A 25,084-nucleotide genomic window follows, 5' to 3' on the forward strand; every position below is an offset into this window, starting at 1 on the left:
GGGTTGGTATGGGTAGTATGACTGCCAAGCAAGGCAAGGTAGCCGCTGGCATTTATGTGGTTATCCTATCGGTTTATTTTGTTATTCCAGATATGGGTTATATCGCCCCGAGTTTGAACGCCATAGCGGAGGTTTATGGCGTAGATCCCGGGACAGCATCTTATCTTTCAACTATAGTTGCCCTTACGCAGATTGTAGCTGCGTTAATATGCAGCGTTATCGCAGGTCGTTTTATCAGACGGAAGACGCTTCTATCTATAGCTGTAGGAGGCATGGCGGTTGTAGGCGTATTGCCTGCATTCTTTACGCCAGAGGTAGTGCCTTTCTGGGTTCTTATGGTGGATAGAGCCGTTTTCGGTCTTTTCTTAGGCTTTTTGCAGCCGATAATTTACGCCTTTATTGCGCAGGTATTTGTTGATGCGAATAAGCGCGCTACGGCATATGGCTGGGGTAACGTGGCGTTCAATATAGGTGCCGTGTTTGCTTCCTCTGTTGGTGGTATATGTGTGGGCATAGGTTGGAATACGGCATTTTGGCTGTATGCGGTTGGCTTAGTTGTGCTGGTTTGTGTTCTTCTGTTCTATAAAGAACCCGATGTTGGCGTAGACGAAAAGGCGGAAGACGGCAAAAAGGCGCATATAACTCCAATAGCTTGGTTCTATATGATTATTTTCTTGTTGGCGCAAGTGCTTGATTATCCATTCTTTACAGTGTTTATTAGCTGCCTTGTTCAAAATGGCATAACTGATGCTGTAATAGGCGGTCAGTTGCTATCGTTGTTTACCTTGGTAGGAATTTTGGCGGCGGCTTTCTTTGGGCAAATGTTTAAGTTATTTAAGTTACAAACATTGCCTCTTGCTTGCGCTACGTGCGCGGTTGGTTTAGCTTTAATGTTCGCTGGACTTGTTGTTGTACCTTCACTACCGCTAGTAATAATTTCTGTATGCGTTTTAGGACTTGGGCACCTTGTAATAACGGCTGGTGTGCCGCATTACGTGTCTATAAGCTGTCCGGCTGCAGTAGCGTCGTCAGCTTTAGCATTCACAGCCGTATTTATGAACCTTGGCACCTTCGTTTCAAGTCCATATGTGCAATTTGCGGCTGACGTGGCTGGTAAAGGCGACTATTCAGCGGTGTTTATGGTGTCGGCTGTGTTAATGGCAATCTTGGCTGTTGTTGTTTTTGTGGTTATAGGCAAAACTAAGAAAGAGGTCTTACAGTGAGCAAAAACTACGGCAAGAAAGCGGTTGTGAAATATAAAGGAACGCTTGCCGATGGTAGTGTTTTTGACAGCACAGATGATAAAGAGCCTCTGGAATATGAGGTAGGTTCTGGACTTGTTATAGATGGTTTTGATGAAGTCGTTGCCGTTATGAAGGTGGGCGAGAAGCGCCATGTGCATATTCCTGTAAAAGAGGCGTTTGGTGAATACAGGGAAGACAAGGTGGAGCACCAGCCCATGTATACCATTCCTAATGCAAAAGATATAGAAATTGGTAAGCGTTTCTTTTTCATAACGAAAGAGGGCATACAAATACCGGCTGTTGTAACCGAGATAAACGAGGGTATGGCAACTATAGATTTCAACAATCCTCTGGCAGGAAAAGACCTCGACTTCGATATAGAGCTAGTGGATTTGCGCGACTAGTAATTGATTGTATTCACAAATTAGGAGCAAGCGATATGTGTTGTCCATGTACGCACTGTGGCAAGTGTATAGACAGGATAGGGCGTTGCTTAAAATGTCGCGAAAAATTGCCGACTACATTTGCGCCTGTGTGTCCTGCGTGCGGTTGCGTACAACCTGCGCCACCCGGAACGCCGATATCGGGTGGCGCTGAACTGCTTAATTCCGAAAGTACCAAAAAGTGTAATCGGTAGTTGTAGTAAATGTATCGGATACGAAAGGTTGTATTCTTGTGGCCAGTCGTGACGAAAACAAAAAGGCAATGGAACAGCGGATATACGATGCAGCGTTGGATTTATTTTGCGAGATGGGATACCTGAAAACTACGCTGGCTGATATCGCGGCTGAGGCTGGTGTATCTACACGCACGCTATATAACTATTTCCCTACAAAAGAATCAATATTGCGCAAGTTTGGCGAAGATAATATTGCTTCTTTGCGCATATATGCCGAGTCGCTTCCGCCCGAGATGGATATACGCGACAAAGTGTTATCGGTTATGCAGCAAGATTTCAAGATGATGTTTTGCTTGTTCGACGTAAGCTACATTTTGCATTCTTCGCGCGACGATAACGGAATGCTTATGCGTTTTGAATTGCGCAATGTGTTAGCTACCGAGTCTATATACAGGGATATGTTTCGCGAAGTACAAAAAAGCAAAGGCGTAGAGCCTAATTCTGTAGCTACGCTTTGTGCGTCATCGCTGATGGGGATATATCGCCAGTGTACCGATCTGTATCGCTTCTTGCGCAAAGGCTGTGCCGACCCTGACGAGGTTGTTTACTATTATGCCAGTCACCTAGATACGGTATGGGATTCCATGATGAAATCTTTGGTGTCGCCGCCGACGCATATACAGGAAATAATAATGTCAGATGGCAGATTATTTGGATCCGACGATCGCTAACAAATTTCTGCCGCTTTTTGGCTTAATGGTTTAGCGCAATTTCTGCCAATGTGAACCTGTTTGTGGCTATCATCTTGATACGGGCGCACATCTGAAGGTATTGCCTAGTTAGATAGTCGTCTAAATCGAGGCGGTATGTTTTCTCAATTCTGTCTATGCGATAGAGCACTCCATTGCGGTGCATATGGAACATCTCTCCAACTTGGGTGGCTTTACGTTCCATTATTAGGTATGCATTCAGAAGCGGCACATTGTTTGTGTTGTTTAGCTTGTCGTCGTGTTCCATAATGGTTAAGCGTGTGTGGTCCATGGCAAATCCGCGCAGTTCGCTATCGGCAAATGGGTCGTCCCAGTAAAAGCAAAATACGTCATGGAAGGTGAAAATATTGTCGTGTTTGCTGCTTGCAGTAAGATATCTATAGTGTCTGACAAAACCTATGTATTTACAAATTGCGGCAATTTGCTTGTATGCATAGTAAGTGTCGGATAAATTCTCGTATACATCCGACGAATACATTTCGTAAGGCACGTTGTTTAAGTCTAATTCGGAAAGCTGAACATTAGCATTCATCACTTCATCCCAGCTGTTTCCAAATATTAGTATGTACACGCGATTATCTAGTATTATCATGCGATGTTCGTACAAAAGAGTTCTGTCTATTTCGTGCGCTAGGTAGTTCAGCTGATCTAGGAAATCGTGTTGTACGTGCATGCATGCTAATGTGAATTTGCCGTGTGTTGGTATAGATAGGCGGTCGGCCTGTTCTCGGACGAACACGCCATCTAAATTGAATTCAGTTAGAAGCTTCACCAGAAAGCCACTAGATACAAAATCGTCTGTCATGGCGTTTCGGCTTTTTCGCTCTGCCAGCTTGTCGCAATAGGCAGCAAATAAACTGAACGCATCTATTGTGCCTTGCGTAACTTCACTTTCAGGACAAGCCATCACAACATGCGCATAGAAACGCCCGCGAGCGCGCAGAACGCAGGTTAGCAGACTGTATGGAAAAGGTGGTGTTGGCGGATATACAGCCACGCCTTGCTGTTCTTTCATTTCTGTTGAAATAAAGCCGTCTTTGCTTTCGTTGCTTAGGTGCTCTTTTGTGTGATAACCCTTTTCAATTAATGAATTATTTATTGGATCGTTGGGGGCAATATTTTTTGTGTGGGCTATCAATACGTTGTTTGCATCGGTCACATTTGCGAAATATCCAAAAAAGTTTTCAGCTATATCCACTAATTCTTGGAACGATCCGGCGGCGCGAACCACTTCTGACATACTTGCTATAAACTCGCCAATAGAGAACAGGTAGTTTGAAATATCTACAACTAGTGTATTGAATGATGCGCCTGCGCGGTTGGCGCTTTTCACGAAGGCTGCATTAGCTAGCGAACCGGAAGGCACGCATTCGTCGTTTTCCAAAAATACGATAGAAGGCGCCTCACATAAATCTTTATGCGAAACCACTTCTTCAAGCGTAAATATTCGCAGCACCGAATTTGCTTCGCTGGCAAAAGGCGGCACGAAGTGCACTTCGTGCGACGGACCGGCATATGCCGCAATGCGTGTTATTCCTCTGCGGTTTTGCGCCGGGGAAAATTCTATCTGATAACCGCACCGTTTCAGACCGTCTAAAATCATTTGCAGCGTTATTCCGCTTGTGCGCGGTAGGGGATGCGAAGGTGTAGGAGCGTGTCCCAATATTTCTCCTTGAGCGCCGGGTCTATAAAGATTTTTACTAGCTAATTTATATTTTAATCGGTTGAAGCGCAGCGTGTCGGTTGAATTGCGTTGGACACTTTCATAACTTACAAAATTTCAAACAAGTATTTTTAGACCTGCGCTAAATTCCAATGCCAAACTTCGCCAAAATTTGCCAACGATGGGCTGCATTTGGTTTTCATGTAACGAATACGGTTTATAAGCATGTGGCTTTGTTAGAATGATTAGGTACGTTTTCCGTATGTGAAAGGACTTGTAAGATGAATATAGTGCTTCTGGGGGCGCCGGGGGCTGGAAAGGGAACTCAGGCGGCTAAGCTTGTATCTGAAGAAGGGCTTTGCCATATCTCTACCGGCGATATTTTGCGTCAAGCCGTGAAGGACCAAACTGAACTCGGCATGAAGGCCAAGGCGTTCATGGATGCAGGCGATCTGGTTCCCGATGAACTAATAATCGACCTGATGCGCGAACGCATTCAGCAGCCCGATACTGCAAAGGGAGTTATCCTAGACGGTTTCCCCCGCACTACTACGCAAGCCGTTGCGCTTGATACCATGCTTTCAGAACTGGGTCGTCCGCTTGATGCTGCGCTGCTTATAGATGTTGACCCGGAAATTATAGTTGGTCGGCTTACTAGCCGCCGTATGTGTCGCGAATGCGGCGCTATTGGCACCGCTGCCGATGGCGACACTTGCAAGAAGTGCGGTGGCGAAATGTATCAGCGTGACGATGATAACGAAACCACAGTACGTAACCGCTTGGAAGTTTACGAGAAATCTACAAGCCCTCTGATCGATTACTATCGTGGCTGCGATTTACTGGTGACAATAGATGGCGATCGCGATCCTGAAGTGGTGTTCGCCGACGTGAAATCTGTTTTGAAGTAACTTTTGCTGGCATTGTTAGCGTAAATTAGAGTACACATAGCCCCTCTAGTTGCTTGATTGCTTCCCAAATATGTTTATTGCGGCTGCACTCAAGACACTAGAGGGGCAACTTGTATCTTCATACGCCGACCGCAATGCTCTAGTCAGCTTTTCTCTTATATAATCATTGCATGCCGTCAATTTGGGAGAATATCGCGTATTTCTTCCGGCGTACAATTACGCCGAATAAACGTGTTATTACCCATATTTCTAAGTGGGTTGGCATATTAGTATGTATAGCCTTAGCGTTGGAAGTTTTCGTTTTCAATTTCAACTACTTTGCGTCGGCGGGCTATTCGCCGATTAATCTAAAGTCGCGTATACAGCTAACTGAAACTGCCGACGAAACTTTCCGCATTACTGCCGCCAACAATCAGCTGGAATTTACAAACCTCAACACCGAGATACATAACATTTTCATCGACTTTGCAAGCTGGCAGCCTGCTCAAAATGTGCCGTTGAAAATTCAATTTACCGACACGGCGCACATAACGTATTTTGACAGCACGGAATACACGGTGGGTGTGCCTGTGGTTAATGTGGCTACAAATTCGCTGCAAAGCAAATATATAAACCTAAGCACGAATGGTCTTGTAGATAACTTAAAAATAGAAATTGTTGGCGAAGACGTGCAGTATCCGCTGCGCTTGAACACTGTTGTGTTGAACGCGCATCATCCGTTTATATTTAATGGTGTACGCTTCATCATCGTTTTAGGAATTCTTCTACTTGCATTTATGTTCAGACCGAAAAGCGCTATATATCGGCTGCGAATAGTTGAGCATCCGAGGCGCTCGAAGGCAGGCATCATTGCGGCCAATGTGATAGAAGCGGCAATAATTACTGCCCTTTTATTCTATGGTTCTAATTTAGTGGGTATTGCTACTGCGAATTACAACCAAGGTGAATGGGATGGTCATTCAATTGTAAACACATACGAGGTGGGCGGCGATAACGCCCAGCAATATTCAGAGCTGGCGAAAAGCTTTACGCAGGGCAAACTCTACTTAGAGGAAGAGCCGCCCCAGTGGTTGCAAGATATGGAAGACCCGTATGACAAAGGCGCGCGCGACGAAGCGCAGAAGGAAACGGGCGATCCGTATCTGTTTGACGTGGCTTATTACGAGGGGCACTACTACGTGTATTTCGGCGTGGTGCCGGCGCTGCTTTTCTACTTGCCGTTCTATGTTTTAACTGGGCAAAGTTTTCCAACAGCAATTGGTGTGCTAATTGCTGTTGTGGCGTTTGTGCTGGGTTGCTCTGCCATGTTAGATCGCTTCGCGCGCTATCACTTCAAGCGCGTAAGTTTAGGCATTTACCTGCTTGTGCAAATACCGCTTGTATTTTGTTGCGGAATACTTTATTTGGTGAAATTCCCCACTTTCTATTCGCTGCCAATAGCGTGCGCTATGGCGTTTTCAGTGTGGGGTCTATACTTCTGGATTCGTGCGCGCGAATCCAGCCGGCGCTGTTTGAATTTTGCAATTGGGTCTTTATGCATGGCGCTTGTAGCCGGATGCCGTCCGCAATTTTTATTGCTGTCGCTTTTGGCTATTCCGCTGTTTTGGCGCATCTATATTCGCCAGCGTCGCATTCTTACGCGCGATGGAATGCGCGAAGTGGCGTGCTTGCTGCTTCCCTATGTTGTGGTGGCAGCTGGAATTATGTGGTACAACTACGCACGTTTCGGCAGTTTCACCGATTTTGGCGCGAACTACAACCTAACCATGAACGATATGACAAAACGCGGCTGGGTGCTTGGTCGCTTTGCTCCGGCGTTCTTCAGCTATTTCTTACAACCGCCGAATGTTTGCGGTGTATTCCCCTTTATTCAGCCGGCAGAATTCGCCACCACTTACATGGGGCAAACCATTAAAGAAGTTACATTTGGCGGCGTGTTTGCATGTCTGCCTGTGCTGTGGGTGCTGTTTTTTGCCGCGCCAATTGTGCGCCTGCGAAATGCACAGCGCTCTACCAACACCATCACAGGGGTCATAATAACTTTGCTAGTGTCGGCTGTAGTAATAGCGCTGGTCGATGCGCAAATGGCTGGTATTCTGCAGCGCTATTATGCCGATTTTAGTTTCATGCTTTTAGCTGCTGTAGTGCTGCTGGTCTTTATTGTGAATGAGAATATTACCGACAATCCGCTGCCTAGTCGTTTATATCCGAAATCTATAGGCGCTGAGCAACTGCCCACAGCTCCTATTGGTGGCGTTAAAATGCGCAGCATTATAACGTGCGTTTTGTTGGCGTTGGCGGCTATTAGTGTCACGTATAGCTTACTGCTGTGCTTTGTGCCCGAAACCGGATGGTATTCTGATGTGTATCCTTGGGCGTACCAAGAATTATTAGAGACGTTTTTGTTCTGGACCTAACATTTAGCGAGTCGGCGGGTTGGCGGGCGTCTTATAGATCAGCACATCGGAGGTGCCAAATGAACATTATTATTGCAGACGATTACGAAAAGATGAGCCGTATAGCTGCGGACATTATCGCCGAGAAAGTGCGCAATCAGCCAAAATGCGTACTTGGACTGGCTACTGGTTCTACCCCTATTGGCACCTATGAAAACCTTGTAGCCGACTGCAAGGCAGGCAAAGTAGATTTCTCAGATGTAACCACTTTTAACTTAGATGAATATGTTGGGCTTCAGCCTGAAAACGATCAAAGCTATCGTTACTTTATGAATACAAATTTATTTGACCATGTGAATATTGACAAAGCGCGTACCCACGTTCCCGACGGTTCGAATCCGGATGCTGCGGCGGTATGCGAGCCTTACGATGAAGCCATTGCAAGCGCTGGCGGAATAGAACTGCAATTGTTGGGGCTTGGTCATAACGGTCACATTGGTTTTAACGAGCCCGCCGATGAATTCCCCGTAGGTACGCATATAGTAGATTTAACAGAAACAACTATTCAAGCTAACAGCCGCCTGTTTGACAATGCCGATCAAGTTCCGCGCCAAGCATACACAATGGGTATTGGCACCATAATGGGTGCGCGCGAGGTGCTTGTGGTGGTAAGTGGCGAAGATAAGGCGGAAACCGTGGCGCTTGCATTCAGCGGTCCTGTTCGTCCGCAGGTTCCAGCTTCTGTGCTGCAACTGCATCCTAATTGCACGATAGTGTTAGATAAAGCTGCCGCTTCTGCGCTGTAGTTATGCATGGGCAAGCAAAATTGCAATTAATGTAATTATGCTTGCCTATTTGAACATTTCTCAGAAAAATGCATAGCTTTGAATCAGGTTAGCGTCCTGTGAATGTTTCAAATAGGTTACACTTAACTCTATAGGCAAATCGAAGGTTAGGGGACTGATGTGAACAACCTTCTTCGTTTAATAGGAAATCGCCTTCTTTGGTTACCTATTATGATCTTGGGCGTTACTATCCTCGTGTTTTTCATTATGTCGCTGTCACCCATTGATCCAGCTTATTCGGTTCTAGGCGAGAATGCCACGGTGGCGCAAGCAGAAGCTTATCGCGAGGAAATGGGTCTGAACGATCCAATCATTGTGCAATATGGCAATTTCCTTATAGGTCTTTTGCATGGCGATCTTGGAACTTATGGTGCATCGCGCATGTCAGTCACCGATCGTGTAATGGAAGCTCTGCCTGTTACGTTGCAGCTTACTTTCATGGGATTGATTTTTGGCGTTGTTGTTGCCGTTATCTTAGGCGTTGTTTCGGCGCTATATCGCGACAAATGGCCCGATCAAATTATCCGTGTTTTATCTATTGCATGTATTGCTACGCCGTCTTTCTGGTTAGCCGTACTGCTTATTTTGGCATTCCAGGGCATACTTCCTGCATCCGGTCGTCTGCCAGATTTATTTACCGACCCAAGTGGGTGGTTCACGCGAATGCTTTTGCCAGCCATTTCTCTTGGCGTGCCTGTTGCAGGTCAACTTACGCGCGTTGTAAGAACATCTATGGTTGAAGAACTTGATAAAGACTATGTGCGTACAGCTCTTGGCGCTGGCATACCGAAGAGTGTTGTTGTGGCGCGCAACGTGCTTCGCAACGCACTTATAACACCTGTTACGGTTTTAGGTTTGCGCATTGGTTATCTTATCGGTGGCGCAGTTATCATCGAGGTTATTTTTAACCTGCCGGGCATGGGTATGGCTATTGTGTCCGGTATTCAGTCGAATTATCTATATTTAGTACAGGGTGTTGTGCTTACGGTTGCTGTGGCCTTCATCATAATCAACATTATTGTTGACATGCTCTACATCCTGATTGACCCGCGCATAAGGACGGTGTAGATCATGACTGATGAAAAAAATCTGAAAACCCCCGGTAGCGGGACCGATATGACCGGCATAACGCCAACAGGTAGCAGTCCTGCTTTAGATGTGAAGCCGCCTAAGCTTCGCGAAAAAACTACAGAGAAATTGGAAGGTAAGGTGCGCTTCCGCCGCTGGAAGAATATGCCCGTATCTTCGCGTATCGCTCTTGTAATACTTATTCTTATTGTTCTAATTGCCGTGTTCGCTAATTTCTTAGCTCCGTACAGTCCATACGAGATAACAGTTGCGCGTCAGGCACCCGATGCCGCGCACTTGTTCGGCACCGATGATAAAGGGCGCGACGTTTTATCTCGTATGATGTATGGCGGACGCTATTCATTGGTTATTGGTCTTGGCGCTACGGCATTTGCGCTGATATTCGGCAGCATAATTGGTTCGCTTGCAGCTGTTGTGCGCGGCTGGCTTTCAAATCTTATCATGCGTATTCTCGATATCGTTATGAGCTTTCCGGGTATCGCGTTGGCAGCTACTTTTGTTATCGTGTTCGGTAATTCGGTGCCATCGCTTATATTCGCTATAGGTTTTCTCTACATTCCGCAAATTGCCAGAATTGTGCGTGCAAATGTGATGAGTGAATACAATCAAGATTATGTACGTGCGGTAATAGTGTCGGGTGCACGTGCCAACTGGATTTTAGTAAAGCACGTTATACGTAACTGTATTGCACCGGTTTTGGTATTTACAATTGTTTTGGTGGCAGATGCCATTGTGTTTGAGGCATCGCTGTCGTTTATCAGTGCGGGCATTCCTGAACCTACTCCTACGTGGGGTAACATTTTGGCTGATGCGCGCGATGGTGTTTTGGCTGGGCGCTGGTGGCAAGCGTTGTTCCCGGGCTTGGCAATTATGATTACCGTACTTTGCTTGAATATATTCAGCGAAGGCATTACCGATGCTATGGCTGCGCCTGCAAAGGCGCCTGTGGCTGCGGGCGATGACAAGCTTAGCGCTAACCGCGAAGCTGACCGCATGGTTGCCGATCCTAAGCTGGCTTACGCTGCTCAGGCTGAAATGCTGGAGGCTAGACTTTCCGAGTTGCGTGCAATTGAAGGCAAGCGCACCGATCGCTTTACAGCAAAGACAGATGTTCCGCCTATTCTTGAGGTTAAGAATCTTTGTATTCGATTCCCGCGTCATGGCGATGTGAATGTTGTAGATAACATTAGTTTTGTTGTTCGTCCGCGTCAGACCATGGGTCTTGTGGGTGAATCTGGTTGCGGCAAATCTATTACCAGTCTGGCAATTATGGGATTGCTTGATACGCGCGCTCAAATTACAGGCGAGATTTTGTATAACGGTCAGAATTTGCTTGCGCTTAATGACCGCGAGATGAATCAGTTGCGCGGTCGTGAAATTGCCATGATTTATCAGGATGCATTGTCATCGCTGAATCCTAGTATGCTTATTAAGTCGCAAATGAAGCAGCTAACCAAGCGCGGTGGCACCAGAACCGCTGAAGATTTGTTAGAACTTGTAGGTTTAGATCCGAAACGTACACTCGATTCGTATCCGCACGAACTTTCCGGTGGTCAGCGCCAGCGCGTTCTAATTGCTATGGCGCTAACGCGCGATCCGAAAGTAATTATTGCCGACGAGCCAACTACTGCACTAGACGTTACAGTGCAAAAACAGGTAGTCGATCTTCTGAACAGGCTTCAGAAAGAACTTGGCTTTGCTATGGTGTTTGTAAGCCACGATTTAGCGCTTGTTGCAGAGGTTGCAAACTCCATTACCGTTATGTACGCAGGTCAAGTTGTAGAGCAGGGTCCGGTTGTTGACATTCTTACCAACCCAATCCATGAATACACTCGTGGTTTGCTCGGTAGTGTTCTTTCAATTGAAGCCGGTGGAGACAGGCTGCATCAAGTGCCCGGCAGCGTGCCTAGTCCGAAAGACTTCCCTGTTGGCGACCGCTTCACGCCGCGCTCTAGCCATCCGGACAAAGTATCGCCTATACGTCCGATGCTTAAGAGATACAAAGATACCGATCATTACTACGCTGAGCTGCCCGACAGCGAACTTAATAGGCTTGGCATAGAACCGTATGTTCCAGGAGGGCCGATAGTATGAGCGATCAGAAAACTCCGGTAGATGTAAGAGTAGAGTCGGGCTCGGGTGCACTGGCATTTGAGAAAGCCGTTGTGCGTAAAGATGTTGAGCATGTTGAGACGGCTTTAGCTGAAGAAGCTGAAGCATGTGGCGTAGATAGCGACTCTACATGTGAAACGCCAGAAAGTTTGGCGGCTGAAGAAGCGCTAGAGAAAAAATTTGCGGGTACAGATCCGATTATTTTCCTAGACGACATCAAGGTAACTTTTAAGACGCGCACTGGTAGTTTGTTGCATCCGAATATGGTGCAGGCTGTGCGTGGTCTTACACTGAAGCTATGGCCCGGTGAAACCATAGGTATTGTAGGCGAATCTGGTTGCGGGAAATCTACAACTGCGAATGTTATGTGTGGTTTACAATCGCCCACATCTGGCAAGGTTTATTTCAAAGGCAAGGATGTAACGCACCGCAGCGCAGCTGACCGTCGTATTATCGGGCGAGTTATATCTGTTGTATTCCAAGACCCTGCTACTGCGTTGAATGCCCGCATGAGTGTTCACGACCAACTTATGGATCCCATGATTGTTCATAAGGTTGGCACGACGGAAGAGCGCGAGCGCCGTGTGCATGAACTTATCGGCATGGTGGGTCTGCCGGAAAGTGCACTTGATGCGCTGCCCGGGCAATTGTCTGGTGGTCAGCGCCAGCGTGTGGCTATTGCGCGTGCTCTATCTTTGAAGCCGGACGCCATTATTGCTGATGAACCCACTAGTGCGCTTGACGTTTCGGTTCGTGCGCAAATTTTGAATCTGTTGATGGATCTGAAAAAGGAACTGAATTTGGCTATGGTTTTCATTAGTCACGACATTCAAACAGTTCGCTATATATCCGACAGAATAATAGTTATGAATGCCGGACGTGCGGTAGAAGAGGGAACGGCAGAGCAGGTATTTAATAATCCGCAAGACGATTACACGCGATTGCTTTTGGGAGCCGCACCCTCACTTTTGCATCCAGACTTAGGAAAATAATTAAATTAGGAAGCCCCCTTTAGGGGGCTTTCCTGAATATGCTTATAATGCTTCACGCATTATTTGTGCTATCTAACATGAAAGGGCAATGATGGAAGATCTCTCGAAATTCAGTGGTGTTATACCTCCAGTCATAATTCCGCTGAAAGGCGACCGAACGGTTGATGTAGTCTCGTTTGAGAAAAGCATAAACCGCATGATAGATGCTGGGGTTCACGGTTTATTCTTCTTGGGCTCTAGCGGTGAGGTTGCGTTTTTGACAAATGAAGAGCGCGACCATGTTTTACAAGTGGCTTTGTCTATTGTAGATGGTCGCGTGCCGGTATTGGTTGGCATAATTGACATGGAAACCATGCGCGTTATCGATCAGGCGAAGCATGTGTCTCAACATAAAGGCGTGGATGCGTTGGTAGCTACAGCACCGTTCTATGCGCTGGGTGGTCCTATTGAAACCGAGCGTCACTTCCGCGCTATACGTGAGCATACCGATCTGCCTTTGTTTGCTTACGACTTGCCGGTAAGTGTGCATACGAAACTTGACCCCGATATGTTGATGCGTCTTGGAAACGATGGGGTTATACAGGGCGTAAAAGATTCTTCTGGCAACGATGTGCAATTCCGTTGGCTGATGATAGAAAATGAAGACGCTGGGCATCCGTTGCAGTTGCTTACTGGGCACGAGGTGTGTGTTGATGGTGCGCTTTTGGGCGGTGCCGATGGAAGTGTGCCCGGACTGGCGAATATAGATCCTTCAGGTTATGTAGAAATGTGGAATGCGGCTAAAGCGGGAGATTGGAACCGCGTTTCCGAACTGCAAGACCATTTGGCGCGCCTTATGATGATGACGCGCAAGGTTAAGGCTACGGTTGGCTTTGGCGCTGGTGTGGGCGCTTTTAAGACTGCACTTTGGCAGATGGGTGTTTTTGAAACGAATCAGATGCGCGAACCGGTAGCTGCACTTCAAGGAGATGATGTGCGCGCTATTGTGCGTGTACTGCGCGCAAATGGGGTAATACCTAAAAACTCTTTAATGCGCCAAGCTTGGGATTAGTTTATTGCGGCAGCCTTCACGGCTGCCACAGCTTTACGAACGACCTGTGGATCAATGAAGCCTCTTGATAACATGAAGTCGGAAAGGCGGAGTGAAGGCTGCGCAGCTTCTGAACGTAGCCTTTCCGATTTCATGATGCGATAACTTATTAATGTGATGGAATAAAAAGAAAGCCCGCCGAAGCGAGCTTTCTTTTTTTGCTGTGTAAGGTTTGCTTACTGAAGCGGGGTGGTACCCAAGAACACCAAACCGGTGGTGCTGATAGGAGCAAAGTCCTCCAGTTTCTCAGCATAGTAACCGGTGCTAACCTCTTTGTGGAACAGCGGGTAGATTGGAGCTTCGTCAGCGATAAGATCGAAGCATTGGTTCCAAATCTCTTGCTGCTTGGTTGCGTCAGCCTCTTCGCGAGCCTGCTGCATAAGATCTTGAAGCTGTGTCCAGCCCTCGGTGCCTTTCCAGCAGCTGCGACCTTCGGTCCATACGTTGTCGCCATACCACCAAGTCATTAGTAGGTCGGGGTCGTTGCCGAAGCAAGACGGATCGCCCGGAGTTAGCATTACGTCGTAAGGAAGTTCTGATGCGGACGGAGCAAGGCTTGCCCAGTCGTTAGTGAAGTCTTTGATGGTTACACTTACGCCAGCGGCTTCCAAGTCTTCCTTGATTTGCGGAGCTAAGTCATACACCCAGTTGGTGTTAGTTAGCAGCTCTACGCTTAGACCCTCAGCGCCAGCTTCTGCCAACAGGCTCTTTGCCTTGTTGGTGTCGTATGTAAATACGGTGCTTGCGCGATGGTAGTTAGCATAGCTTTCGGGTAGGAAGCTGGTAGCCGGTGCGGCATGACCTGCTAACTGGTTGGCGATTAGCTTGTCCATATCGATTGCATAGAAGAAAGCCTGACGAACGCGCTTGTCGTTGAACGGTGCCTTCTTGGTATTGAACATGAGGAATGCCAGCGCAAAGCCGGGAACATCATCAACAGTAGCGCCAGCGCCTACAACTTGGTCAGCATTGGCAGCCGGTACGCTTTCAATAACCTGAACGCTTCCGTCGGTCAGAGCGGTGGTACGAGAGGTATTGTCTACCAATACGTTCCAGTCCATCTCTTCGCAGGTGGCAGGATATTGACCATTGTAGTTTTCGTTGGGCTTGAAGATGATGTGACCACCCTCGTTGCCGTCAACACTTTCATACTTCCAAGGACCAGAGCCGATAGGCATAGTCTTCAAATCGTTCTCGGTCAGGCTTGCCGGGAAGACCTTAACTACTGCGAGACGGCCCTTCAACAGAGTTTCGAAGGGGTACTTCAAAGTAAAGGTGACGGTTTTGTCATCCTTAGCGGCAACGCCGTCAATAAATGAAAGGAAGGCGCCATATGTGTCGTTTGCCATGTTCTGCTCAAAAGCATTTACAACGTCGGCTGCAACTACATCGGTGCCGTCAGAGTACTTAGCACCGGCGCGAAGTGTTACTTCGTATTCCGTATCAGAAACCTTTACGGGATCGCCATCAGCCAAGGCGGCGTGTGTGGTGTAGTCATGCAGGTCTAGATCGTAAAGACCTTCAAAAACATGCCAAGTGGCAGCAAGCATTAAAGCCGAGCTATTGCCGATAGGGTTCACGTTTGTAGACGTGTATGCAGGTGCAGCGTAAATTGTTGAAGCTGCGGTGCTAGATGCCGATCCTGCGCTGGATGAACTGCTTGGGCTGCTGCAGCCGCTCATTGCAAGTGCGGCAACTGCGCCCGTAGCGGCGGTGCCAGCAAGGAATCCACGGCGTGTCAGTTTGGGCTGTTCCATAGGTTTGCTCCTTTTGGTCTGCAGGGAAAAGATTCCCCGACTGCGGCACAATTCCGAATGTAACCGCAATTAACAAGTATTATCGGTGAAAATGCGACCAAAATGTTGATAAATAGGTTTCAATTTGGTACCAAACAATCTATTTTCAGAATAAACATTCCGCAACTAATAGACTTAATCCAATAAAAAACAGCACATGTATTTTCATAATCATTCGTCGCACTAAAAGCCGTTCACGGGCGGGGAGTGGCTAGTTGCTTTCCGCTTACCAATTTTCCAAATCGCCTGCACAGCAGCTAAGCTACGGGTGGCTGGCTGCTTGCTATTATCGACTCATTATTAGGACATCCCGACTGAGAGGAGTGGAATGTCAGAACTTACTGAAATTCGGTGGCATGCGCGAGCCGGTCAAGGTGCGGTAACGGCTGCGAAGCTGGTGGCTGACACGGCATTGCTGCAGGGAGCCTACATTCAGGCAATGCCGGAATATGGTCCCGAGCGTACAGGTGCTCCACTGAAGGCGTACACACGTGTAAGCAATGCGCCTATTGAAGTACACAACACAATAGTTAACCCCGATATAGTAGTGGTGCTTGACGACACCCTGCTTGATGCGGTGGATGTTGTGGAAGGCATCAAGGAAAACGGTTCGGTTATTCTAAATACCGAAATGAGCGCTGCGGATGCGCGTGCAAAGTTGGGTGTAGCTCCAAGCGTAAGCGTGGCGGTAGTAGATGCCTCCGGTATTGCTATAGACACAATAAAGCGTGATATTCCGAATACACCCATCGTGGGTGCATTGTCGAAGGTTACAGGCGTTGTTCCAGTTGATTTAGTCAAAGAGCGCCTGAAGGAAACTTTTGGCAAGAAATTCTCGCAGGAAATGATCGATGCGAATCTGTCATCGGTTGATCGTGCATATGAGGAGGTGCACTCCGCATGAAAATGCCAGATTTAGCAACGTTTGAAGACTGGGCACCCGAGGATTTCCCCAAGGGCTATATCTGCCAAGCCGGAACATCGAAGGAATACATCACGGGTGGTTGGCGTTCAATGCGCCCCGTGTGGGATGAAAATGCGTGCACTAACTGCATGATGTGTTGGGTGGTTTGCCCCGATTCATCTATTGTGGTGAAAGACGAGAAAATGACCGGCATCGATTACGACCATTGCAAGGGATGCGGTGTTTGCGTGCATGAATGCCGCTTCGGTGCGCTGGAATTTATACGCGAAGACGAAGCGGAGGTGGCATAAATGACTACTACTAAGCCGTTTTCAGCCACTGGCAATCAGATGGTTGCCGAGGCTATGCGTCAGGCTGACCCGGATGTAATGGCAGCATATCCCATCACTCCACAGACAACCATAGTGGAAAATTACGCGAAGTACGTAGCAAACGGAATGGTTAATACCGAGTTTGTTACTGTGGAAAGCGAACACTCCGCTATGAGCGCTTGCGTAGGCGCGGCTGCCGCTGGTGCGCGTGTAGCTACCGCTACTGCCAGCCAAGGCTTAGCGCTTATGTGGGAAGAACTGTTCATTGCTGCGGGCATGCGCTTGCCTATCGTTATGGCAAATGCTAACCGCGCGCTTTCTGCTCCCATCAACATTCACGGCGATCATTCCGACGTTATGGGCGCGCGCGACACAGGCTGGATTCTTCTTTTCGCCGAAACTGCTCAGGAAGCTTACGACAACACAGTTATAAGTTTCCCCATTGCGGAAAATCCAGATGTGCAGCTGCCAGTTATGACTACGCTAGACGGCTTCATAACCAGTCACGCTATGGAGCGTTGCGTTATGGAAGACGACGAAACTGTGGCGGAATTTGTGGGGAATTATCAGCCTGCAAACGGGCTTCTTACAAGCGTCGATCCAATTGGCGCTGGCATGTTTGCCAATGGCGATTCGTACATGAAAAGCCGCTTAATGCTGCGTCGTGCAAATCAGGCTTCGCTGCCTATTATCGAGCGCGTGGGCAAGGCATGGGCTGACAAGTGCGGTCGCCCGTTCGATTTGGTAGACGCTTGGGAATGCGAAGATGCCGAGTATGTTGTTGTTGTTCTCGGTAGTGCTGCTGGCAACGTGCGCCACATAGCGCGCCAGCTTCGCGCCGAAGGCAAAAAAGTGGGCGTTGTTCGTCCGCGCGTTTATCGTCCGTTCCCGGCGAAGCAGATAGTAGAAGCGTGCAAGGGCGCTAAGGCTGTAGCAATAATGGACCGTTCAGATTCTATTGGCGGACAGTATGGACCGCTTGCAGTTGATGTTATGAGTGCTCTTTATACGGCTGGCTGCAACGTGGCTATGCACAATTACATCTTCGGTTTGGGTGGAAACGACTTAACCAACGAACTGGTTGGCGAAGTATTCGCCGATCTGGAAAAACTGGCTGCGGGCACGCTTGCGACAGGTGGTCTTAGCTACTTAGGCATGCAGAATGCGGAAGGAGCGCAGAACTAATGGCTAGCATAAAGGAATTAACGCATAAGCCAGAAAGCTTGGCTCCGGGTCATCGTTTGTGCGGCGGTTGCGGTGCTTCGATGGCTGTGCGTCAGGTACTTATGGGTGTGCCGGACGATTGCCAGCCGGTTGTAGGCTGTGCTACCGGTTGTTTGGAAGTTTCTACAACAATTTATCCTTACGATGCGTGGGAAGTGCCGTTTGTGCACAACGCTTTTGAAAATGCTGCCGCTACCGTTTCTGGTGTAGAGGCTGCGTTTAAGGGTATGCAGCGCGCCGGAAAGATACCTGCTGATAAGAAGTTTAAGTTTGTAGCGTTTGGCGGCGACGGTGGCACTTACGATATCGGTTTACAAAGCCTGTCGGGTGCTATGGAGCGCGGCCATGACATGGTATATGTCTGCTACGATAATGGCGCATATATGAACACCGGTATTCAGCGCAGCTCTGCTACGCCGAAAGGTGCTTGGGCAACCACATCTGAGGTTGGCAAAGTAGGGCAGGGCAAGCCGCAGGTTCGCAAAGACCTTACTTCTGTAATAGCCGCACATGGTGTACCTTATGTTGGACAGTCAACTGTAGGCCACTGGAAAGACTTGGTGGCGAAGGCGGAGAAGGCGTTTTCGGTTGATGGACCGGCATTTTTGAATATTCTTTCGCCGTGTCCGCGCGGATGGCGTATTGGTAGCGATCAGACGGCTATAATTTGCCGCTTGGCTGTTGATACGAAATTCTGGCCCTTATTTGAGGTTGAGAATGGCGTGTGGAAGCTGACTCCTGTAAAGGAGAAGAACGTAAAGCCTCTGGAAGATTTCTTGAAGCCTCAGGGTCGCTTTAAGCATTTATTCAAGCCTGAGAATGCGCACATTTTGGAAGAAATGAAAGCCGATGTGGATGCGTACTGGGCATATTTGGAGGGTCGCGTAGAAGGCAGCAAAAACGCCACTAGCCCTATTGAGTAGAGTTCGTTCAAAATCGGGAAAGCTACGTTCGGGAGCTTCGCAGCCCTCACTCCGCTTTCCCGATTTTGCAGCTGCGCAGCCCTCATTCTGATTTCGCGATTTTGCGGCTGTGCAGCCCTCGTTCCGATTTCGCCAATACTGAAGAGCTACGTTTGGAAGCTGCGCAGCCTTCACTCCGCTCTTCAGTATGTTGGTTGAATTCTTAATCTGAACACCCCTGAACATTCGTCCAGACCAAGATTGTGTATGTCCTACAAAGAAATAAAACCAGCAACACTGACCCTGAACACCCGCCCATATTAAGACTGTGTATGTCCATATTGCGACTGCAATCAATCTCGTTAAGTTGCAGAGTTTCAAATACGTGGCGAGAGAAATAAATTGACAAAAATGGTCAAAACTTCCAGCTTTCCATGGCCGTAGCGCCACATAGCCAGCTTGAATTGTGGAGAACACTGGGCAAACAGTATTTGGTAGTGCATCTATAGGCGCTATTCTGTGCTTTTCACAGTGGAAAGTCGGAAGTTTTGACCATTTTTCTAACTTTTTTGAACTAGGACGCTTCAACCTACTTTGCATTTGTATTTCTGCGGCGGTAAGGGGGCGTGGACATTTCATTAGATTGCAGTTGAGTTGATTGCAGTTGAGTTGCGAGGTTGCCAACATCTCTTTTTTAGTTTGTCCTATTACAACAAGACGGGATAAATTTCCTCTTCATCTTGATATGCCAAGGGGACTTACGATATATGGTGTTGTTGCTGTTGAGCAGGTGAGAGCCTTTGATCTGGAAGCACGCAATCCGCGCTTTATAGAATCGGTGAAGCAAAGTGACGATTCGTCGTTTATTGAACATGTTCATGAATGTCTCAAATCTTTTTTCTAAATACTAGATTCGAAGGCGCTTTGACCTAGGGAATGATTTTTCAGTGATGAAAGTTTGGACTGCAGTCAATTCGTCTGTCCCTAGTGCGCATCTTGCTCTTTGCGCATGGCTCCTAGCGTATCCCTAGTGTTGCGGTTAAGTTGCAAAGTTTCTCTTATAAAAATGCTTCCTGAGGGGAGCTTTTTTATAATATAAGGTATTGCGGTATGCAAACACATGTTCTATAATTTGCGAATCGGTAATATAGATGAAACGAGGCGTTTTGGCTGTTGAGCGCATCATATTGGGGATAGATCCCGGGTTGGCAAATACCGGATGGGGTGTTGTTCGGCAGACCGGTGCGCACTTAGAATGCATGGCTTACGGGTGCGTTTCTACTCCTTCTGGGGTTGATTTATCGAAGCGTCTCTTGAAGATACACGATCAGATAAGTGCCGTGGTGCAGCGGTTTCATCCAATATGTGTGGGCATAGAAACGGTTTGGTTTGGGCAAAATATAACTGCTGCGTTTGCTACGGGGCAGGCTCGTGGTGCGGCGCTTGTTGCATGTGCTGAAGGTGGGCTAAGCGTTGGTGAATTCACTCCGAGGCAGATAAAGTTGGCTGTGGTTGGAACAGGTGGTGCTGAAAAAGAGCAGGTGCAGTATATGGTGCAAAAATTGCTAGCTCTTAGCAATGCTCCAAAACCTGATCATGCATCCGATGCGTTAGCTGCAGCTATTTGCTATACAACGCATGAATCGCCATTGGTGTCGCAGGCTTTTACTGCCTGTAGCTGTGCTTAAAGTGAAGATAGGTGTAGCGCATGATAGCTTTTCTGAACGGACAATTGGCTGGCAAACTATTGAACAGCGCTTTCATTGATGTTGGAGGTATTGGATACGAGGTCTTTATGTCGCAGACTGCACTATCTAAACTACCCGAGATAGGCTCATCTGTTCATGTGCGTACATATATGCATGTCAGCGATAATGGGATTACACTATATGGCTTTCTGGCAGATGATGAAAAGGCTATGTTCGAAAAGCTGATAGGGGTATCTGGTGTGGGTCCAAAAGTAGCTTTGGCAGCACTTTCTACATTTAGCTCGCGAAAATTAGCCGATGCGGTGGCAGCGCAAGATAGCGCGCTTGTCTCAAAAATTCCCGGCGTTGGTAAGAAAACTGCTCAGCGTATAATTCTTGAATTAAAAGGTTCGCTTGACGATTTTTCTGGCAGTTTATTCAACCAAGACGATTCTGGGTCTGTTGTAGACCAGCGTATGTCTGGCGCTGTAGAGGCATTGCTTTCTATGGGATTCACGTCTTCCGAAATAGAACTTGCAATGAACGGGGCACCTGAAGGAGCTACGGAAAGTTCACTGGTAAAATATGCGCTGAAACGACTAGGAAGTTGATTTGGCTAACGAAATTGAAATAGAAGGAATTGTTTTCGAGGCTGGAGCGAATGCTTCTACAACAGGGCGCGGGCGCAGCGTCGCGCCTGAATTGCTAGAAGAAGATATCGCCTTTGATAGATCGCTTCGTCCGAAATATTTTGACGACTATTTGGGGCAATCGAAAGTTAAAGAGTCGCTGCAAATTATGATAGAGGCGGCTAAGTCGCGAGATGATGTATTAGATCATATTCTTTTTAGTGGACCTCCGGGCTTAGGGAAAACTACATTAGCATCTGTTGTGGCAAGTGAATTAGGCGCGCATATTCGTACCACAAGCGGACCAGCCATAGAGCGAACGGGCGATTTGGCGGCTATACTCACAAACCTTGAAGAAGGCGATGTGCTATTTATTGACGAAATTCATCGCCTGAATCGCATGGTTGAGGAAGTTTTGTATCCTGCCATGGAAGACTATTCTTTAGACATAATGGTAGGAAAGGGACCTGCTGCACGCTCTATCAGGTTAGACATTCCGCGATTTACTATGATAGGGGCAACAACTCGCACAGGTCTTTTAACAGGTCCGTTGCGCGACAGATTCGGTATAGCTTACAGGCTTGAATATTACACGCCACAAGAGTTAGCTGCTATTATCACGCGCTCGGCTCATATTTTAGATGTGCATATAGATGAAGAGGGTGCTTTGGAAATAGCGCGCAGATCGCGCGGTACTCCACGTTTAGCTAATCGTATGTTAAAGCGCGTGCGCGATTGGGCGCAGGTGCGAAGCGACGGGCATATTACTGAAGATGTTGCAGCGCAAGCACTTAGCTTTTTTGAAGTGGATGATTTGGGATTAGACGCTATGGATAATCGCATTCTTCACACATTGTGCGTACAGTTTTCCGGAGCACCTGTAGGGCTTACCACGTTAGCTTCAGCGCTCTCTGAGGAAACCGACACGCTTGAAGATGTTTACGAGCCATATTTGATGCAACAAGGTCTTCTTGTGCGTACTCCGAAAGGGCGTGTGGCTACAGCGCGCGCTTGGGAACATATTGGCATTGCGCCGCCAAAAGATGTATAGACTAGTTTTCTGTGTAACAATGTACTGTTACATAAGTTGAAGGAAGGAATAAATTGCTTACACAAGATTATTTGGTACGTATGCTGGTCGATTTTGCAGCGGGAATAATGCGCGCTATGCAAAGACGTACCGAAGATCGCGACCCTAAAGGTGCGGCAGAGATGCTTGAGACGGCTATAGGTGAGTCGGTCGACATGGATGGCGATATGCTACTTTCGCTTGCACCTGAATCTATTGCATCTATTATGCAGATATCGGGAGCCGATCCTGCAATAACAGAATATGTTGCGCGTTCACTTATGCTTGCAGCTTCGTATAGAGAAGATGCTGGAGAAACCGATATGGCAAAACTTCGCGCAGATCAGGCACGGGCTATTGCGGCAGCTTACGGGCATGACATCAGCGATATGACTTCAACTGAAGACATACCTGAAGCCGATTTTGCAGATGCTGCTGTAAAAGATTTTCTTGCCGATGAAGAATAGAAAAGTAACAGTTCGTAAATTTTTCGACTACTGTAAAAATCCATTGCATAAAACAGTCTTAAGTAGCGTATAGTTGTATTGCGCTGAATACAGAGCAGAGGCGTGCGAGGTGCGCGTCGGTATTGAATCTCCCACGGTGGGGGGAAGAAAGAGGAAAGAGCATGGCTGAAGGTACTGTGAAATGGTTCAACCCTGACAAGGGATATGGCTTCATCTCTCAGGAAGATGGCGAAGACTTATTTGTCCACTTCTCTGAAATTCAGATGGACGGATTTAAGACTCTTGATGAGGGAGCTGCTGTCGTTTTCGACATTACTACTGGTCAGAACGGCAAACTGCAAGCCAGCAACGTTGTAAAGAAATAAGTAAGCTGAATGTGAAATCCGAATGGTCCGCCCCTGAGCGGACCATTTTTTATCAATTCAAGCCTAAACAGACGGGCATTTGCGCGTTAGTAAGTCGCAGTCAAATTATTAGCATAGCATCGCCGAAACTTAACATGCGATAACGCTTAGCTATGGCATGGGCATAGGCAGTCATTATTTGGTCGCGCGTGGCAAAAGCGGAAACTAGCATCATTAATGTAGAGCGCGGTACATGAAAATTTGTTATTAGCGCGTCTACCACATTGAATTTACTGCCCGGAAGCAAAAAAAGTGACGTGGCTTCACGATTGCGCGCTTCAAGTTTTTCCGCACTGGCATTCCAAGCACTCTCAAGCGATCTTACGCTTGTAGTTCCTACTGCAACTACTCGCCCACTGCGCGCCTTTGTATCCTCAATAGCGCATACAGTGCGTTTTGGTACTGTGTAGAATTCGGTGTGCATAGCGTGGTCTTCGGCGTTTTCTTCATCTACCACGCGAAACGTATCTAAACCTACTTCTAATTCCACAGTTTCCCAACCAATACCTTTTTGCTTGCAGCTTTCAATTAATTCAGGCGTGAAATGCAGACCGGCGGTGGGTGCGGCGGCTGAACTTTCTCGTTTGGAATAAACAGTCTGGTACATCTCTTTATCGCCCGTGTAATCTTTGATATAGGGCGGCAGGGGAGTGTTGCCTACTGCATGTAGCGCCTCGTCTAGCGATGGCAATTCTGTAGAAAGCCGCGCAATGCGCTCGCCTTTTTGCGCATTTGGTGCCCAGTTGATTATTTCTGCAGAAAGCGCAACTTTGCCATTTGCGTCGTGAAAATCTACCACAGCACCACTGTTGGGCTTTAGGCGCTTCCCGGGCTTTACTAACACTTCCCAAAAAGCCAATTTGTTAGTGCGCGGTTCGGGTCCGGCTGCTTCGCGCAGCAAAAACACCTCTGCCGCTCCTCCAGTTCCACGTTTTGTGCCCAATAAGCGTGCGGGCAATACTCGCGTTTCGTTGGCTACAAGTAAATCGCCCGGTCGCAGGTAATCAATTATGTTGCGAAAAATTTTGTCTTCCAAATTGCCGTTTTCGCGATGAAGGACAAGCATGCGGCATTTATCGCGCACCGGTGCCGGCGCTTGCGCAATAAGTTCAGGAGGAAGTTCGTAATCAAAATCGGCGGTTTTCATAGCAGTTTGTACCTTTATATATGTCTAGCATTGAAGTTTTCTAAATTATCCATTGCTGTTCCTGCGCAGCTCTTTTAATATTGCCCGCTTGCGAGCTTGCTTCGCGTCGTATTCGGCGCGTTGCTGTCGTTTAGCCTGCAATTCTTGTTCTTGGGTCTGTCTTATTTTTGCACGCGCCGCCTTCTTGGCTTCGCGCTCTGCTTTGCGTTGCGCTCGCTGTTTGTCAGCCTCAGCTTTCGACGGAAGACATCCGCAATAATTCTGCCTATACATTCCAGCTTCTTTGCTGCGACGAGTAGCCTCGCTGTAGTAAGGCGAGTAATCCTCGAACAAGCATGCAATGCCTTCATTTCTGCAGGCGCGTTCAAGTTCTTCGCGAATTATCTGCGTGTACTGATAGGGGCTCACGGAAAGCGTTGTGCCTAGTGCGTCAAACCCGTGCTTTTTTGCATACGCTGCCGACTCTTCAAATCGCATTCTGTAACATGCGCGACACCGTGCTTCTCGACTTTTACTATTAGCAACTGCTTGCTTCCATATTTCGGGTGTGTATTCGCCCTCGGTAAATTCCAACTTTTTCTCATTTGCCCATTTGACTATAGTGTCGCGCCTGTGTTCGTATTCTTCGGCGGGCGCTATGTTGGAATTTGCGTAATAAATATGCGGCTCTACGCCACGTTCGCGCAGCAGGCGAACCGGCTCCATCGAGCACGGACCACAGCACGCATGCAGTAGTAATTTCGCGGGTTTTTCTTTGAAAGAAATCACGACGCTATACTACCATGTAAATCACT

At 47.6% G+C, this 25,084-nt stretch carries 24 protein-coding genes; 20 read left to right on the top strand and 4 right to left on the bottom strand.

Features of this window, described 5'->3' with window-relative positions; translation table 11 throughout:
* Positions 1–8: 8 nt before the first annotated feature.
* The 3 genes from G7Y37_RS02285 (at position 9) to G7Y37_RS02295 (ending at position 2,594) form a co-directional block, all read left to right on the top strand.
* Positions 9–1,223, top strand: a complete 1,215-nt coding sequence (locus tag G7Y37_RS02285) for an MFS transporter (protein WP_165061156.1) — start codon at positions 9–11, stop codon at positions 1,221–1,223.
* Positions 1,220–1,648 (top strand): peptidylprolyl isomerase, encoded by a 429-nt coding sequence (locus G7Y37_RS02290; RefSeq protein WP_165061159.1) that lies wholly within the window; start codon positions 1,220–1,222, stop codon positions 1,646–1,648. The genes G7Y37_RS02285 and G7Y37_RS02290 overlap by 4 nt, the downstream gene beginning before the upstream one ends.
* A 271-nt stretch (positions 1,649–1,919) precedes the next feature.
* Positions 1,920–2,594, top strand: a complete 675-nt coding sequence (locus G7Y37_RS02295; RefSeq protein ID WP_206214067.1) for a TetR/AcrR family transcriptional regulator — start codon at positions 1,920–1,922, stop codon at positions 2,592–2,594.
* A gap of 22 nt (positions 2,595–2,616) precedes the next feature.
* Here G7Y37_RS02295 and G7Y37_RS02300 read toward each other — a convergent pair whose 3' ends face one another.
* Complete coding sequence (locus G7Y37_RS02300; RefSeq protein ID WP_165061165.1) at positions 2,617–4,296, bottom strand: helix-turn-helix domain-containing protein; 1,680 nt, start codon at positions 4,294–4,296, stop codon at positions 2,617–2,619.
* A gap of 281 nt (positions 4,297–4,577) precedes the next feature.
* Between G7Y37_RS02300 and G7Y37_RS02305 the strand changes: the two genes are divergently transcribed.
* From G7Y37_RS02305 to G7Y37_RS02335, 7 genes are all read left to right on the top strand, one after another.
* On the top strand, positions 4,578–5,204 hold the full coding sequence (locus tag G7Y37_RS02305) for an adenylate kinase (protein WP_165061168.1): 627 nt from the start codon (positions 4,578–4,580) through the stop codon (positions 5,202–5,204).
* Positions 5,205–5,491: 287 nt separating this feature from the next.
* Positions 5,492–7,621, top strand: coding sequence for a cytochrome C oxidase Cbb3 (locus G7Y37_RS02310; protein WP_241155969.1), 2,130 nt, complete (start codon positions 5,492–5,494; stop codon positions 7,619–7,621).
* Between the two features lie 59 nt (positions 7,622–7,680).
* Positions 7,681–8,406, top strand: coding sequence for a glucosamine-6-phosphate deaminase (gene nagB, locus G7Y37_RS02315; protein ID WP_165061173.1), 726 nt, complete (start codon positions 7,681–7,683; stop codon positions 8,404–8,406).
* Between the two features lie 159 nt (positions 8,407–8,565).
* Positions 8,566–9,513 (top strand): ABC transporter permease, encoded by a 948-nt coding sequence (locus G7Y37_RS02320; RefSeq protein ID WP_165061176.1) that lies wholly within the window; start codon positions 8,566–8,568, stop codon positions 9,511–9,513.
* Positions 9,514–9,561: 48 nt separating this feature from the next.
* Complete coding sequence (locus G7Y37_RS02325; RefSeq protein ID WP_165061420.1) at positions 9,562–11,628, top strand: dipeptide/oligopeptide/nickel ABC transporter permease/ATP-binding protein; 2,067 nt, start codon at positions 9,562–9,564, stop codon at positions 11,626–11,628.
* Positions 11,625–12,638, top strand: a complete 1,014-nt coding sequence (locus tag G7Y37_RS02330; protein ID WP_241155971.1) for an ABC transporter ATP-binding protein — start codon at positions 11,625–11,627, stop codon at positions 12,636–12,638. The genes G7Y37_RS02325 and G7Y37_RS02330 overlap by 4 nt, the downstream gene beginning before the upstream one ends.
* A 91-nt stretch (positions 12,639–12,729) precedes the next feature.
* Complete coding sequence (locus G7Y37_RS02335) at positions 12,730–13,689, top strand: dihydrodipicolinate synthase family protein (protein WP_165061179.1); 960 nt, start codon at positions 12,730–12,732, stop codon at positions 13,687–13,689.
* 215 nt (positions 13,690–13,904) lie between these two features.
* Here G7Y37_RS02335 and G7Y37_RS02340 read toward each other — a convergent pair whose 3' ends face one another.
* Positions 13,905–15,485, bottom strand: a complete 1,581-nt coding sequence (locus G7Y37_RS02340) for an ABC transporter substrate-binding protein (RefSeq protein WP_165061182.1) — start codon at positions 15,483–15,485, stop codon at positions 13,905–13,907.
* Between the two features lie 367 nt (positions 15,486–15,852).
* Between G7Y37_RS02340 and G7Y37_RS02345 the strand changes: the two genes are divergently transcribed.
* From G7Y37_RS02345 to G7Y37_RS02390, 10 genes are all read left to right on the top strand, one after another.
* Positions 15,853–16,428: a 2-oxoacid:acceptor oxidoreductase family protein gene (locus tag G7Y37_RS02345; RefSeq protein ID WP_165061185.1), complete on the top strand. Its 576-nt coding sequence runs from the start codon at positions 15,853–15,855 to the stop codon at positions 16,426–16,428.
* Positions 16,425–16,739, top strand: coding sequence for a 4Fe-4S binding protein (locus G7Y37_RS02350; protein ID WP_165061188.1), 315 nt, complete (start codon positions 16,425–16,427; stop codon positions 16,737–16,739). Before G7Y37_RS02345 ends, G7Y37_RS02350 begins: the two co-directional genes overlap by 4 nt.
* Complete coding sequence (gene porA, locus G7Y37_RS02355; protein ID WP_165061190.1) at positions 16,740–17,945, top strand: pyruvate ferredoxin oxidoreductase; 1,206 nt, start codon at positions 16,740–16,742, stop codon at positions 17,943–17,945.
* On the top strand, positions 17,945–18,907 hold the full coding sequence (locus tag G7Y37_RS02360; protein ID WP_165061192.1) for a thiamine pyrophosphate-dependent enzyme: 963 nt from the start codon (positions 17,945–17,947) through the stop codon (positions 18,905–18,907). Before porA ends, G7Y37_RS02360 begins: the two co-directional genes overlap by 1 nt.
* A 643-nt stretch (positions 18,908–19,550) precedes the next feature.
* Positions 19,551–19,790, top strand: a complete 240-nt coding sequence (locus G7Y37_RS09295) for a type II toxin-antitoxin system PemK/MazF family toxin (RefSeq protein WP_165061194.1) — start codon at positions 19,551–19,553, stop codon at positions 19,788–19,790.
* A gap of 247 nt (positions 19,791–20,037) precedes the next feature.
* Positions 20,038–20,574 (top strand): crossover junction endodeoxyribonuclease RuvC, encoded by a 537-nt coding sequence (gene ruvC, locus G7Y37_RS02370; protein WP_165061197.1) that lies wholly within the window; start codon positions 20,038–20,040, stop codon positions 20,572–20,574.
* Positions 20,575–20,594: 20 nt separating this feature from the next.
* A complete protein-coding gene (gene ruvA, locus G7Y37_RS02375) occupies positions 20,595–21,185 on the top strand; it encodes a Holliday junction branch migration protein RuvA (protein WP_165061200.1) in 591 nt (196 codons plus the stop codon).
* Between the two features lies 1 nt (position 21,186).
* Positions 21,187–22,254 carry a Holliday junction branch migration DNA helicase RuvB gene (ruvB, locus tag G7Y37_RS02380; protein WP_165061203.1) on the top strand — a complete coding sequence of 356 codons (1,068 nt, stop codon included), beginning with the start codon at positions 21,187–21,189 and terminating at the stop codon, positions 22,252–22,254.
* 53 nt (positions 22,255–22,307) lie between these two features.
* Positions 22,308–22,739 (top strand): hypothetical protein, encoded by a 432-nt coding sequence (locus tag G7Y37_RS02385; RefSeq protein ID WP_165061206.1) that lies wholly within the window; start codon positions 22,308–22,310, stop codon positions 22,737–22,739.
* Positions 22,740–22,900: 161 nt separating this feature from the next.
* Positions 22,901–23,104, top strand: coding sequence for a cold-shock protein (locus G7Y37_RS02390; RefSeq protein WP_165061209.1), 204 nt, complete (start codon positions 22,901–22,903; stop codon positions 23,102–23,104).
* Positions 23,105–23,204: 100 nt separating this feature from the next.
* Here G7Y37_RS02390 and queA read toward each other — a convergent pair whose 3' ends face one another.
* Positions 23,205–24,290 (bottom strand): tRNA preQ1(34) S-adenosylmethionine ribosyltransferase-isomerase QueA, encoded by a 1,086-nt coding sequence (gene queA, locus G7Y37_RS02395; RefSeq protein WP_165061212.1) that lies wholly within the window; start codon positions 24,288–24,290, stop codon positions 23,205–23,207.
* A gap of 45 nt (positions 24,291–24,335) precedes the next feature.
* Positions 24,336–25,058 carry an epoxyqueuosine reductase QueH gene (locus tag G7Y37_RS02400; RefSeq protein WP_241155972.1) on the bottom strand — a complete coding sequence of 241 codons (723 nt, stop codon included), beginning with the start codon at positions 25,056–25,058 and terminating at the stop codon, positions 24,336–24,338.
* Positions 25,059–25,084 lie beyond the last annotated feature (26 nt).

This window comes from Adlercreutzia sp. ZJ154 (genome assembly GCF_011039055.1).
Lineage (GTDB): Bacteria > Actinomycetota > Coriobacteriia > Coriobacteriales > Eggerthellaceae > Adlercreutzia_A.

Excerpts from the sequence above, each read along its gene's own strand:
- G7Y37_RS02285 (WP_165061156.1), top strand. The coding sequence starts at position 9 with ATGGGTAGTATGACTGCCAAGCAAGGCAAGGTAGCCGCTGGCATTTAT.
- G7Y37_RS02305 (WP_165061168.1), top strand. The coding sequence starts at position 4,578 with ATGAATATAGTGCTTCTGGGGGCGCCGGGGGCTGGAAAGGGAACTCAG.
- nagB (WP_165061173.1), top strand. The coding sequence starts at position 7,681 with ATGAACATTATTATTGCAGACGATTACGAAAAGATGAGCCGTATAGCT.
- G7Y37_RS02325 (WP_165061420.1), top strand. The coding sequence starts at position 9,562 with ATGACCGGCATAACGCCAACAGGTAGCAGTCCTGCTTTAGATGTGAAG.
- G7Y37_RS02330 (WP_241155971.1), top strand. The coding sequence starts at position 11,625 with ATGAGCGATCAGAAAACTCCGGTAGATGTAAGAGTAGAGTCGGGCTCG.
- G7Y37_RS02335 (WP_165061179.1), top strand. The coding sequence starts at position 12,730 with ATGGAAGATCTCTCGAAATTCAGTGGTGTTATACCTCCAGTCATAATT.
- G7Y37_RS02340 (WP_165061182.1), bottom strand. The coding sequence starts at position 15,485 with ATGGAACAGCCCAAACTGACACGCCGTGGATTCCTTGCTGGCACCGCC.
- G7Y37_RS02345 (WP_165061185.1), top strand. The coding sequence starts at position 15,853 with ATGTCAGAACTTACTGAAATTCGGTGGCATGCGCGAGCCGGTCAAGGT.
- G7Y37_RS02350 (WP_165061188.1), top strand. The coding sequence starts at position 16,425 with ATGAAAATGCCAGATTTAGCAACGTTTGAAGACTGGGCACCCGAGGAT.
- porA (WP_165061190.1), top strand. The coding sequence starts at position 16,740 with ATGACTACTACTAAGCCGTTTTCAGCCACTGGCAATCAGATGGTTGCC.
- G7Y37_RS02360 (WP_165061192.1), top strand. The coding sequence starts at position 17,945 with ATGGCTAGCATAAAGGAATTAACGCATAAGCCAGAAAGCTTGGCTCCG.
- ruvC (WP_165061197.1), top strand. The coding sequence starts at position 20,038 with ATGAAACGAGGCGTTTTGGCTGTTGAGCGCATCATATTGGGGATAGAT.
- ruvA (WP_165061200.1), top strand. The coding sequence starts at position 20,595 with ATGATAGCTTTTCTGAACGGACAATTGGCTGGCAAACTATTGAACAGC.
- G7Y37_RS02390 (WP_165061209.1), top strand. The coding sequence starts at position 22,901 with ATGGCTGAAGGTACTGTGAAATGGTTCAACCCTGACAAGGGATATGGC.
- queA (WP_165061212.1), bottom strand. The coding sequence starts at position 24,290 with ATGAAAACCGCCGATTTTGATTACGAACTTCCTCCTGAACTTATTGCG.